General features: G+C 34.4%; 12 protein-coding genes, 2 tRNA genes and 1 pseudogene. 8 read left to right on the forward strand and 7 right to left on the reverse strand.

Translation table 11 applies throughout. The annotated features are described in order from the left end of the window. Nucleotides 1-115: 115 nt before the first annotated feature. The 3 genes from H710_RS04125 to purM all read right to left on the reverse strand — a co-directional run bounded on the left by H710_RS04125 (nucleotide 116) and on the right by purM (nucleotide 3,039). Nucleotides 116-973 (reverse strand): DsbA family protein, encoded by an 858-nt coding sequence (locus tag H710_RS04125; RefSeq protein ID WP_041849574.1) that lies wholly within the window; start codon nucleotides 971-973, stop codon nucleotides 116-118. 372 nt (nucleotides 974-1,345) lie between these two features. Further along, the gene (gene purN, locus H710_RS04130; protein WP_041849575.1) at nucleotides 1,346-1,957 is read right to left on the reverse strand and encodes a phosphoribosylglycinamide formyltransferase; all 612 of its coding nucleotides are present in this window, start codon (nucleotides 1,955-1,957) and stop codon (nucleotides 1,346-1,348) included. Continuing rightward, nucleotides 1,954-3,039: a phosphoribosylformylglycinamidine cyclo-ligase gene (gene purM, locus H710_RS04135; protein ID WP_041849576.1), complete on the reverse strand. Its 1,086-nt coding sequence runs from the start codon at nucleotides 3,037-3,039 to the stop codon at nucleotides 1,954-1,956. The genes purN and purM overlap by 4 nt, the downstream gene beginning before the upstream one ends. 166 nt (nucleotides 3,040-3,205) lie before the next feature. Between purM and H710_RS04140 the strand changes: the two genes are divergently transcribed. From H710_RS04140 to H710_RS04160, 5 genes are all read left to right on the forward strand, one after another. Then, on the forward strand, nucleotides 3,206-4,417 hold the full coding sequence (locus H710_RS04140) for an AI-2E family transporter (protein WP_041849577.1): 1,212 nt from the start codon (nucleotides 3,206-3,208) through the stop codon (nucleotides 4,415-4,417). Further along, the gene (hdaA, locus tag H710_RS04145) at nucleotides 4,414-5,103 is read left to right on the forward strand and encodes a DnaA regulatory inactivator HdaA (protein WP_041849578.1); all 690 of its coding nucleotides are present in this window, start codon (nucleotides 4,414-4,416) and stop codon (nucleotides 5,101-5,103) included. Before H710_RS04140 ends, hdaA begins: the two co-directional genes overlap by 4 nt. Before the next feature lie 331 nt (nucleotides 5,104-5,434). Then, nucleotides 5,435-5,511 (forward strand) — tRNA-Pro (locus H710_RS04150). 88 nt (nucleotides 5,512-5,599) lie between these two features. Further along, nucleotides 5,600-5,905: an ETC complex I subunit gene (locus H710_RS04155; RefSeq protein WP_041849579.1), complete on the forward strand. Its 306-nt coding sequence runs from the start codon at nucleotides 5,600-5,602 to the stop codon at nucleotides 5,903-5,905. A gap of 36 nt (nucleotides 5,906-5,941) precedes the next feature. Further along, nucleotides 5,942-6,018, forward strand: a tRNA-Arg gene (locus H710_RS04160). A 73-nt stretch (nucleotides 6,019-6,091) separates the two neighbouring features. Here the strand turns inward: H710_RS04160 and H710_RS06385 are convergent. Then, nucleotides 6,092-6,485, reverse strand: a pseudogene (locus tag H710_RS06385) (tyrosine-type recombinase/integrase); the annotation flags it as partial. Nucleotides 6,486-7,132: 647 nt separating this feature from the next. Further along, nucleotides 7,133-7,294: a DUF1561 family protein gene (locus H710_RS06550; protein WP_155367627.1), complete on the reverse strand. Its 162-nt coding sequence runs from the start codon at nucleotides 7,292-7,294 to the stop codon at nucleotides 7,133-7,135. 242 nt (nucleotides 7,295-7,536) lie between these two features. Between H710_RS06550 and H710_RS04170 the strand changes: the two genes are divergently transcribed. Together H710_RS04170 and H710_RS04175 are read left to right on the forward strand one after the other, a co-directional pair. Further along, a complete protein-coding gene (locus tag H710_RS04170) occupies nucleotides 7,537-8,325 on the forward strand; it encodes an N-acetylmuramoyl-L-alanine amidase (protein WP_041849580.1) in 789 nt (262 codons plus the stop codon). Nucleotides 8,326-8,847: 522 nt separating this feature from the next. Then, on the forward strand, nucleotides 8,848-9,213 hold the full coding sequence (locus tag H710_RS04175; protein ID WP_041849581.1) for a response regulator: 366 nt from the start codon (nucleotides 8,848-8,850) through the stop codon (nucleotides 9,211-9,213). Between the two features lie 160 nt (nucleotides 9,214-9,373). Here H710_RS04175 and rpsI read toward each other — a convergent pair whose 3' ends face one another. Further along, a complete protein-coding gene (rpsI, locus tag H710_RS04180; protein ID WP_041849582.1) occupies nucleotides 9,374-9,859 on the reverse strand; it encodes a 30S ribosomal protein S9 in 486 nt (161 codons plus the stop codon). A 2-nt stretch (nucleotides 9,860-9,861) separates the two neighbouring features. Further along, nucleotides 9,862-10,326: a 50S ribosomal protein L13 gene (rplM, locus tag H710_RS04185; protein WP_041849583.1), complete on the reverse strand. Its 465-nt coding sequence runs from the start codon at nucleotides 10,324-10,326 to the stop codon at nucleotides 9,862-9,864. A gap of 284 nt (nucleotides 10,327-10,610) precedes the next feature. Here rplM and recJ point away from each other — a divergent pair, with 284 nt between their 5' ends. After that, nucleotides 10,611-12,395 (forward strand): single-stranded-DNA-specific exonuclease RecJ, encoded by a 1,785-nt coding sequence (gene recJ / locus H710_RS04190; protein ID WP_041849584.1) that lies wholly within the window; start codon nucleotides 10,611-10,613, stop codon nucleotides 12,393-12,395. Nucleotides 12,396-12,398: the final 3 nt, after the last annotated feature.

Raw genomic sequence — 12,398 nt, forward strand, 5'->3', positions numbered from 1 at the left:
GTTTTAGATCAATTTACTACACAAAAACTGTATACTTATAGGCTTGTAAAAAGAAAAATTACACAATCAATACTTTAGTATCTTTCAATAAATTTGATGAGTTAAAGGAAATCGCTTACTGCATGTTTTGTATTATTTCCTCTAAAGTTTCTTTTTCTATAGCTCCAACAAATACCATATTATTAATGATAAAAGAGGGAGTACCCGTGATATTTAATGCAGAAGCAATCTGAATATTTTCTTTAAAAGTTTTTTGTAGATTAGGGTCTTTTATCATGTTGCGCAGCTTTTTTTCATTTGCTCCTAGTGAAACTGCTACTTTTATAGCTTTAGCTTTATTAGTACGACTTGGATTCGTTAAAAGCTCTTTATAAAACTGAGCATATTTTTCTGGAAATTGTTTTCGAAATACATAAGCAACAGTATGCACTGCTATTGAATCAGGACCTAAAATTGGGAAATCTTTAATAATGACTCGCAGGTTTGGATATTTTTCTATTAAGTTCATTATAATTGAATAAAAATGTTTGCAATACCCACAATTATAATCAAAAAAATTAACAATTACTATGTCGCCATTGGGATTTCCTAAAACAGCATCATGAGAAGAATGAAAAATTTCTTTTTCTAATAATTTGATAACTAGAGCTTGTTTTTCATTTTGTTCTTTCAGTTGTTTTTGAAAAGAAAGTTCCAGTTCAATCATAATTTCCGGGTTTTTAAGTAGATAGTCTTTTATAACTTTCTGGATATAATGATCATGGGTGCTTAGTGTAATTTTTTCGCTAAGCTTAGATAGAAAAATAGGATCTTCTAAAAGCTGTATTTTCAAGTTTTCTGTAATTGAGTGATCAAATATTTTCTTTTTGTCTTCTGCATTTGCTAAAGGCAAGAAAGCTAGAATATTTGACATAGCCATAATTAAAAATTTTACAGTAAAACTTATCATTGGATGTTGTCGTTGGTAAGTCATTTGTGTGTCTTTATCACCTAATAATAATTATTATGGCAAAATATTACGTATATGCAATACAGCATTAACTGTGTTATAAATTTAGTGAGATATCAAATAATATCGATGTTTTGTTTAGTCCCTATGAAAAGATTGTCGTGTAATATATCTTGAATGTTTATCTTTTATAAGGTTAGATTTTAAATATATTATATGCTTTTGAAGAAATTTTCTCTTCAAAAACATAATTTCAGAAATTTACAGGTAGTTATTAGAAGAGGAGATGCATTTTTTTGCAAAAATATTTTCCAAAACAAAAGATTATTGCATAATTTATAGAAATAAAAGGGTAAATTTAAGAAAGATGGCTTAATACTTAAATTATACAATATCTTAGAAAGAAAAAAGTTGCTGTTGAGGATCTGTTTCTTGATAGTATCCTTCAATGAAAGCTCTTAAAGCTTTTGGATAAAGTTTATGTTCGGCTTTAAGAACTTTTTGCGCTAAACTATCAGTATTATCAGAAGGGCATACGGGAACAGCAGCTTGAGCAAGTATCTTTCCTGAGTCCATTTCTTCAGCAACAAGATGCACAGTACAACCGGAGATTTTAACGCCTGCCTCTAAAGCTCTTTCATGGGTGTTTAAACCTTTAAATGAAGGAAGAAGAGAGGGATGTATGTTGAGGATTTTATCTTCATAAAGTTTTATGAAATGTGATGAGATAAGCCGCATATAGCCAGCGAAGCAGATCAAGTCTGGTTGATATTGAGCTAAAATATTAAGAATAGATTCTTCATGCGCTTCCTTGGAAGGATAGCTTTTGCGATCAAAAATATGAATGGGCAGATTATTGTCGCGTGCTTTTTCAATGCCAGCAGCGTGAGGATTATCACAAATAACTGCAATAATTTCAGCAGGGTATCCAGTTTGCTTACTCGCTTTAACAAGTGAGACCATATTAGATCCATTGCCAGAAATAAAAATAATAACTTTTTTTTTCATAAACGCAATTGACCTTTATAAACAACTTTTTTACCGTGACATTGTGTTAAAACGCCAAGAGAAGTAACAGTTTCTCCTTGTGTTTCAAGTGCTTTGCTAATCTCTTCAACTGAGTTTTTTGCTACAATAATAACCATACCAATACCACAATTAAATGTTCGTAGCATTTCTGTTGTTTGCACTCTACCTTGTTCAGAAATCCATGAAAACACAGGTGGAACATTAATAGCGGAAAGATTAATTTCAGAACAAAGAGAAGGCGGCAGTATACGTGGAATATTTTCAGGAAATCCACCACCTGTAATATGAGCGAGAGCTTTGATTCCTTTATAGGTTCGTATAGTTGATAGGAGTGATTTTACATAAATACGAGTTGGCGTGAGAAGTGCTTCACTGAGGCTGATTTGAGGATTAAAGGGAGCAGGGTGATCCCATTTAAAGCTGCCTTGTTCAACAATTTGCCGAACAAGAGAAAAACCATTAGAATGAATTCCAGATGAGCTAAGACCTAAAATAATGTCGCCTTCTTGCAAATTTTTTACAGGCAATAATGCGTCACGTTCAACAGCTCCTACAGCAAATCCTGCTAAATCATAGTCTTCATTTGCATACATTCCAGGCATTTCTGCAGTTTCTCCTCCGATGAGAGCAGCACCTGCTTGTTGACATCCTTTTGCGATACCAGAAATGATTGCAGAACCTTGTTCAGCATTAAGCTTTCCGGTAGCAAAATAATCTAAGAAAAAAAGGGGCTCAGCACCCTGTACAATCAAATCATTGACACACATAGCTACAAGGTCAAGACCAACAGTGTTATGGATACCTACTTCAATAGCAATTTTTAGCTTTGTTCCAACACCATCAGTCGTTGCCACGAGAATGGGATCTGTAAAACCTGCTGCCTTTAAATCAAAAAGACCGCCAAAGCCACCAATTTCTGTATCTGCACCGGTTCGCTTCGTTGAGCGTATATAGGGTTTTATTTTTTCTACCATAGTATTGCCTATATTAATATCAACACCGGCTTCTGCATAAGTAAGGCTGTTATCGGGCTTATCATTCATAAAGTTTTTATTGCTCATTAAGGGTTGCCTTATGGAAAATCAGTTTTGATATTTACGCAATGCCACGATAGAGTTATCTCTGCAAGAGATATTGATATTAGCACCCAGAAATATAAATGATTGTTTTTCTTGACCTCAGTGAAAGAAGTTGCATAATCTTTTTTGAAATTTTTTTGGGATATTGATGAATAAGTTATCAGATAATCATAATAGCTTGACTTTACAGACGATGAAAAAGAGAATTCATGAAAATGAACCTCAGGATCGTCATACTGATTACGTGCCAGCTTATGCTCAAACGTTGTTGCCAAATGGTATAAGTAAGCAAATTTTGTTTTGGTTAGGTGCGTTAATTTTCTTTCTTCTTTTTATGTTTATTTTTGGATCGATTTTGTTTCCTTTTATAGCAGGGATTGTATTAGCTTATTTTCTTAATCCAGTGATAGAATTACTTGAAGAAATTGGTATTCATCGTATTTTGGGCACTATTTTGATTACCTTATTTATTGTTGTTATTTTTGTGGTCTCTCTAACAATTTTGATTCCTATTATTAGCTGGCAAATACAGCAATTTGTGAGTAATGGTTTGCCAACTTATATGAATCGCATTCAAACTTTTTTTGTCGAATATAATTTTGATTGGGTTAGGCATTATTTTGATAGTGATCCAAGTGAATTGCAAACCAATATCACAGCACTTTTAAGACAGAGTTCTGATTTTATTACATCTTTTTTAAATTCACTTTTGAGATCAGGAAGATCTATTGTTAATATTGTTAGCTTATTAGTGGTAGTGCCTGTAGTAGCATTTTACATGTTATTAGATTGGCAACGTATGATTGAAACTGTTGATTCGTGGATACCACGGGATCATCTTGTGACTGTTCGCAGTATTTTTCGTGAAATGGATAGAGCTGTCGCTGGTTTTATTCGTGGGCAGGGAACGGTTTGTTTGGTATTAGGCGGGTATTATGCTATTGGCTTAACTATCACAGAACTTAATTTTGGTCTTGTAATTGGTATGCTTGTTGGTCTTATCAGTTTTATTCCTTACATTGGTACAATGATTGGCTTTGTATTGTCTGTTGGTGTTGCCTGGGTTCAGTTTTATCCAGATGACTGGGGACAGATTATTATTGTTATGGTTGTTTTTTTCATGGGTCAATTTATTGAAGCCTGTATCCTTCAGCCAAAACTTGTAGGTTCATCAGTAGGCCTTCATCCGGTGTGGTTAATGTTTGCACTGTTCGCCTTTGGTTCATTATTTGGTTTTACAGGTATGCTCGTTGCTGTTCCTGCAGCTGCTGCTATTGGGGTTTTGGTTCGTTTTGCCCTTCATATCTACCTTAGTTCTGAATTATATTCACAAGGCAAAAATTCGGAGCTTGTGGAATGAATGAGTGGGAAGCGCAATTACCTCTAGATTTACCTTATGAATCTGTCTTTTGTTTTGATAATTTAGTCGTTACGGATAGTAATCGTATGGCTTTTCAGTTGATTGATTATTGGCCAAATTGGATACTGCCTATTGCTGTTTTGGTTGGAAAAGAAGGCTCTGGAAAAACGCATTTTTCTAGCGTATGGGCACAAAAAGCTAATGCTTTAACTATTCATCGTGAAGATATTGATCAGGTTATTTCTTTAGCTTCTTCAGGTCGATCGCTTTTAATTGAGGATATTGATGCAAGTCAAATCAGTGAAACTGGGCTTTTTCATTTGATTAATAGTATTCAGCAAGCAAATCTTGATGTACGTCAAACTCATTTGTTAATAACCGCTCGTGCAGTACCATCTACATGGAATTTAAAGTTAAATGATTTAAAAAGTCGTTTGAATTCGGTTATGTTGGTTGAGATTAATCAACCTGATGATGCTTTATTAACAGCTGTTGCTTTTAAACTTTTTTCAGATCGGCAAATTTCTGTTCATTCAGATATTATCCATTACCTTGTCACTCGTTGTGAGCGATCTTTGTTTGCATTACAGCGTGTTGTTGATTCTGTTGATCGATTAGCATTGCAGAGAAAAAGTAAAATAACGCGGACTGTTATTGGTGAAGCCATCAACATGCAAATGCAGTGATATTATGTTGAATACAGCTTCAATTATTTGATGTAAAATAGTTTTATTATTATTAAAATGCGCAAGAGAGATACAGTTCATCTTGGATGAACACTGATTTTTCATAAGTGAGTAATAATTATGAAAGAGTCATTCTATTTTGAGTGACTATTTTAATTGTTTTTTCTGGAAATATTATTTTCTTATTTCTGATCATAAGATACAATTAAGTGAAGAATTGTTTAAACAATTCTTATTCTATGAATAAATAGAATAAAGTTTTTAAAAAATGTGTTTTTCTCTTGCACTTCTGCTTTTAAAATTTTAGGGAAGGTATTTCAGATATGAATAACGGAGCGTAGCGCAGTCTGGTAGCGCACCTGATTTGGGATCAGGGGGTCGTAGGTTCGAATCCTATCGCTCCGACCATGTTTTAATGAAAAAAATCATGGGATAATTGTGTGGTATGTGGTAAAAAATTGTCATGCAAACGTTACCTTATCTAAAAGAAAGAACTATGGTTGCACGTATTTACAGTCCAGCAAAAACATCAATGCAGTCAGGTAAGGCGAATACGGGGTTTTGGATTCTTCAATATGAACCAGAGCAGCCAAAGATGTATGAGCCTCTTATGGGATATACAGCGACATCTGATATGAATAGTCAGGTAAAAATTCGATTTAATATGAAAGAGGAAGCTATTGCCTTTGCTATCAAAAATTCTATCCCTTATCGAGTAGAAAATGTGTATAAAGTTTCGCGTCGTGTTATTTCTTATGCTGATAATTTTCGCAGTGATCGGCAGCAATCTTGGACGCACTAACAGGGATTTTATTTTTAATTACAAAAATACTCAGTGGGTCCCGTAGCTCAGCTGGATAGAGCAACGGCCTTCTAAGCCGTGGGTCACAGGTTCGAATCCTGTCGGGATCACCAATATTCAATAGTAATAACTTAGATCAAGATTAGAGGATTTAAAGTTCTTTGCTTTTATTGATTTTTTTAGCCTCTATCCCGCATCTTTTGGTAACTTTTTTATGGATTCGATGGTTAACCGTTTTCTATCAGCTGTTTTCCTATAAAAAGACGCCATGCTATCTTTGGTCCGTCCAAAAAGTGCTTTCATTTGTGAAATTGTAACTCCTTAATTAGCGGCTCTCGTTGCCGCCGATTTTCTTAATCCATGGGCTATTTTTGATGCCTGCCTGGTTACAGGCTTTACGAAACATGTTGCCAAAGCTTTCTTTGATGAATTTTTTGCCGCTTTTACTACAGATAAACGTCTCATCACCAATTGGACTTGTTGCGAGTGTAGCAGCTAATTCAGGTAAAATAGGAAGAAAGACATCCGTTTGAAACTGACTCTTTTCTGTTTTTAAATGAATGATATTGTCTGTGATGTTCTACCGACGATAATATTTTCTACGTCTTCTTCTAACCAAGGAGTAAAACTATAGTCTTCTTACTCATTTTCAAGGAGAAGAAAATCATCAAGACTATAGAGATTTTCATTCCTAGTTGATGGTATTATTTATTTTTTAGATAGATTAATAATTCACCAGCACAATTTTTACATATTTAAAACATGGCTCTCAAAGTCTATGTTATTGAATAGTACATCTACTGCCACCACTAACACACTGATTAATGAGAAAGATTTTTGCAAGTTGTCGATTGTCTTTTCTATAATCTTCTTCTCTAGTACAATTTTTCTAGGATGTGTAAAAATTCAAAGGAATTTCACCTCTCCAAGTCATTTATACGTCATAAGTGAATAAAATCTTCGAGATCTTCCAATTGAAAGATAATATCTTAGTGTATTTAGATTGGTTGTTGGGATGAACCTGTATCTAAAGAAAGTGATGTTAAGGGATTAATACGAGTCCTTCCTCTAATCTTAAAATCGGTTGGATATGGCCAACAGTATTGTATTGGTACTATCATCATTCATCACAATTCTCATAAATCCAAGTATTCCAAAAGGTAAACACAAAAAATCTTGAAGTCTTCTTCTCATATCTTCTTCTGTTATTGCAATTTCTGAAGGTTTTCAGTCATATTGGAGCAGTAACACTTCCCAATGAGGACCATAGCAGGCAACTCTTAATATATTGCCTTTATAATCCAAAATGAGACCTTCAGTTCTGTTTAACTGAGAAAGATCCCAGTAAGAAGAGTTTTTACTTGAAGAAACTGTATCCGTATAAGAGATCCATTTTACCCAATTTGAATTATCAGAAAGAGATTGTTAAGAAACTATACAATAAAAAATCCAGATGCATCGTAATACTACGTGATATGACCATTTTCTGGATTATAATTAAAGGAGAGCAGGAATTTCAGAATGGCACATGGATATTAATTTTATCATAAAAAATTCCTAAAATAGTACTAATATTAATTTTATATATCATTTACTATAATATTTATTTAGCTAAAAAATAGGGATTTTCTATGTATAAAATTGATTATAATAGCTATCGCTCTATAAAAAGCTTTAATCGTCGAGTTCGTTTTTTAGTATTGCATTATACTGCAATTGACTTTGCAATGTCCATTACAGCTTTGACAGGAGCTAACGTTAGTGCTCACTATCTTATTCCTGATCCTTTAGAAAAAACGTATATTGAGGCAGGTTTTAAAGATATGCGTATTTTTAATTTAGTTGATGAAAATGAACGTGCGTGGCATGCCGGTGTTAGTTCATGGGCTGGGCATACAAATTTAAATGATACGTCTATTGGGATTGAGATAGTTAATTTAGCTACTGGTGTTCCTGGGGGATTTCCTCCTTATAATCCAATACAAATTGATGCAGTTAAAGAACTTGGGTCAAATATTTTGCAACGTTATCCAGATATTGTGCCGACTAATGTTGTAGCTCATAGTGATATTGCTCCTACACGGAAAAGTGATCCAGGTCCATCTTTCCCTTGGAAAGAGCTCTATAGAGTAGGTATTGGAGCATGGTATGATGATGATCTCAAGGAGAAATATCAAGCTACATTTCTCAAAAATATTCCACCTCAATCAGAGATTATTGCTCAACTAAGGCAATATGGATATGATACCTCAATTGCAAATACTGAAAGTGGATATAAGGCTTTGATTCGAGCATTTCAGATGCATTTTCGCCAAGAAACGTATGATGGAATTCTAGATTCTGAAACAGCAGCAATTCTTTATGCATTAGTAGAAAAATATTTTCCATCGAATAATTTGAATGATTTCCTTTTCGTGTAGACATTGATCAAATTTATAAAAGGTGTAAGGAATTTTTTCTGATCTAAGTGTTTATTTTAAAGCACAAAACAATATGAAAAAGTGAAATGATTATTTGAAGTAGGATATGATATTTTTAGGGAAAGGGTTTTAAGTGAGGATCGTATCAAGATCTCATATTTAAAATTAGTCAGTTCATATGAGGTCATTGATTTATTTTAATTGAGAAATATAGAGTTTAACCTGGTTTATGAATTCATAACCGTTTCGTAATGAGACAGATAGTAATAAGGATTATAGAGCTATTTATTAGCGCAAAGTGTAATATAACCAGCTAAAAACTTTATGGTGATGTAATGATACTAATATTCCAGATTCTATTTCTATAAGTTGAAGGAAATATTGCGTTAAACCTTATTATCGTGAGCAAAAAAACGCTTTTCTTAGTTCGTTCATTCTATGTGTTTTTTTCTTTATCTTAGCTAAACAGTAATATATCTGATTTACATTCACACGCTTTTATATAGAAAAAGAGTAATGCTAATGTTAAAAAAAGTCATGATCGTAGAAGATAACGAACTTAATATGAAATTATTTCGTGATCTTGTAGAAGCAAGTGGCTATGAAACGGTTGAGACTCGTAATGGCCTTGTTGCACTAGATCTAGCCCGTTTATCAAAGCCTTCTCTTATTCTTATGGATATTCAATTACCTGAAGTATCAGGAATCGATGTCATTAAACAATTAAAAGAGGATGAAGAGCTCAAATTTATCCCTGTTGTTGCTGTAACAGCCTTTGCTATGAAAGGGGACGAAGAGCGGATTCGCGCGAGTGGATGTGAGGAATATATGTCTAAACCTATTTCCGTTCCTTATTTTATCGCAATGTTGAAATCTTTTTTGGACTAAGACTTCATATTTGATGAGGTTTTAATTGTGATAAATAAGGGTATTATAATTATTGATGTATGAGTCATAATTTTGATTGTATTTTAAAATAAAAAACCCCATTAGAAACGAGGTCTTTATTATCATGAAGCGACTTTCACTGTTGTACAAAATTTGAAAATTAGCGCTTTGAGAATTGGAAAGAACGGCGTGCTTTTGCTTTACCATATTTTTTACGTTCAACAACACGGCTATCACGCGTAAGAAAACCACCTTTTTTTAAGATAGCACGCAACGCCGGTTCATAATATGTTAAAGCTTTAGAAATGCCATGACGTATTGCACCTGCTTGACCAGAAAGGCCACCCCCAGCAACAGTTGCAACGATATCATATTGTGTATCTCTTTTAGCTGTAACAATTGGTTGGCGAAGAATCATTCTAAGAACAGGACGAGCAAAATATTGTTCAAATTCTTTATTATTTACGGTAATTTTTCCAGTGCCCGGTTTAACCCATACACGAGCAACAGCATCTTTACGTTTCCCTGTTGCGTAGGAACGCCCCTGTGAATCAAGTTTTTGTACGTGAACAGGAGCAATGTTTTTAATAACTTCTACAGTATTCGTCACGGCACTAAGTTCAGAAAGAGAATTAAGTTCAGCCATAATTAAGCAATCCTTTTATTTTTCCGATTTAAGGTACCGACATCAAGAGTTTCAGGTTGTTGCGCTTCGTGGGGATGTTGGCTACCAGCATAAACACGCAGATTTTTCATTTGACGGCGACCAAGTGGACCACGAGGAATCATACGTTCTACAGCTTTTTCAATAATCCGCTCAGGAAAACGACCTTCAAGAATTTGACGCGCTGTACGCTCTTTGATGCCACCAATATAACCAGTATGCCAGTAATATTTTTTATCGGTATATTTTTTACCAGTGAGAACTACTTTATTTGCATTGATAACAATAACATTATCGCCATCATCAACATGTGGAGTAAAAGTAGGCTTGTGTTTTCCACGTAAGCGATTGGCGACGAGTGTAGCAAGACGACCTAAAACAAGATTTTCTGCATCAATGACGATCCATTTTTTTACTACTTCAGCAGGTTTTTGTGAAAAAGTTACCATAGAAGTCCCTTTATTATTAAAACTCTCTATAATCCTGTATATGATCATGAGAACATTTTTTGTTGCTTTATGTTGTGAATGATTATCACAACAAAACATGTTTTAACTCATGCTACCTGTCTGATATAATGTCTTATGGTTTGCGTCAAGAGAAAATAAAAACGATGAAATAGTATTTTATAAATAAACTATCATTATATTTTTATATATTATAAAATAGGAGTGGAGCGCTTTATCGTTAAGCGTTAATTGTATTTTTTCTACTTTTATTTTATGAAATAGTCATGCAATTATCTCATTATTGTCTTGATGTTAAATCTTCTGCTTGTGGTAAAGCTTGGGTAGATTCTCTTGATATTCAGGGAATCAATAAAGCTCGTGCTATTTCTCAAAAATTCGGCTTGCCAGATCAATTAGCTCGGGTTCTTTCGGCAAGAGATGTTGATGAATCTGAAGTTATTTCTTTTATTAATCCAGCGTTACGCACTTTAATGCCTAATCCAGAGAATTTTACGGATATGCACTGTGCTGCAGAGCGTTTGGTTAAAGCTATTATGAATCAAGAAAATGTCGCTATTTTCGGTGATTATGATGTTGATGGTGCTTGTTCATCAGCGCTGTTAGCACGTTTTTTTCGTTATTTTGATATAAAAACAAAAACTTATATTCCTGATCGTATCGTTGAAGGTTATGGGCCAAATGAACAGGCCATGAAGGTGTTAGTACAAGAGGGAGCTAGTTTGATTATTACTGTTGACTGTGGTGCAAACAGTCCAGATGCAGTAAAGGCCGCTAGACTTTTAGGTGCTGATGTGGTGGTTTTAGATCATCATCAAATGGGCGATCATCATCAAGAATCTGTTGCTCTTGTCAATCCTAATCGCCTTGATGATTTTTCAGAACAAGGGCACTTATGTGCTGCAGGTATCGTATTTATTACATTAGTATGGGTCAATCATTTATTGAGAAAGAAAAAATGGGAAGGAGATATTCCTGATCTTTTAGCTATGCTTGATCTCGTTGCGTTAGCGACTATATGTGATGTAGTTCCATTAAAAGGCGTTAATCGTGCTTTTGTTGTTAAAGGGCTTCAAGTTGCGCGTTCTATGCATAATCCTGGGATAGCCGCTTTAGCAAAAGTCGCATGTATAGGTGAGCCGCTTAATAGTTTTCATTTAGGTTTTTTGTTAGGACCTAGAATTAATGCAGGTGGACGTATTGGAGATCAGGCTTTAGGAGCACGTTTGCTTAGCTGTGATAATAGAGATGAAGCTGATAGAATAGCAAAGCAATTGGATCAGCTTAATCAAGAGCGACAAGAGATGGAAAGCGTTCAGTTAGCTCAGGCAGAAGCTTATATTCATTCTATTTATCAAGATGAAGAAATGCCTTTATCAATTGTTGTTGCCCATCAAGAATGGCATCCTGGAATTGTTGGTATTCTTGCATCTCGTTTAAAAGAGCGTTTTTTTTGTCCTGTTTTTGCAATTGCTTTAAAAGCAGATGGCAAAGGTATTGGATCAGGACGTTCCATTGACGGCATAGATTTAGGAGAACTTGTTCGTGAAGCAGTTTCTCTAAATTTGTTAGAAAAAGGAGGAGGACATAGCATGGCTGCTGGAGTTACAATCCAATCAACAAAAATCAATGCTTTTCAAGAGTGGCTAAAAGAAAAAGTTTCTTTAATGGTTTCACAGTTGCGTGCTGAACAATGTCTCAACATAGATGGTTTTATTTCTGCTTCTGGTGTTAATAAGGATCTTTTTGATATGATTGAAAAAGCAGGTCCATTTGGTTCAGGAAATGCTGCACCTGTCTTTGTTCTTCCTTCTCATCGGTTGGTTAATCTTCGCGAAGTAGGGAAAAGTCACTTGCGTCTTACTGTTTCTGATATTGAAGGGAAAAAACTACAAGGAATAGCTTTTCGTGCAGTAGAAACATCACTTGGTAATTTTTTTATTAAAAATATCGGTAAAACGATCCATTTGGCTGGTAATCTCAGTTTAAATTACTGGAATGGGACAGTTACTCCGCAACTGCGGGTTATTGATGCAGCAGCAGTAGATTAAAAA

The sequence above is a fragment of the Bartonella bacilliformis Ver097 genome (assembly GCF_000709795.1).
In the GTDB taxonomy this organism is placed as follows: Bacteria; Pseudomonadota; Alphaproteobacteria; order Rhizobiales; family Rhizobiaceae; genus Bartonella; species Bartonella bacilliformis_A.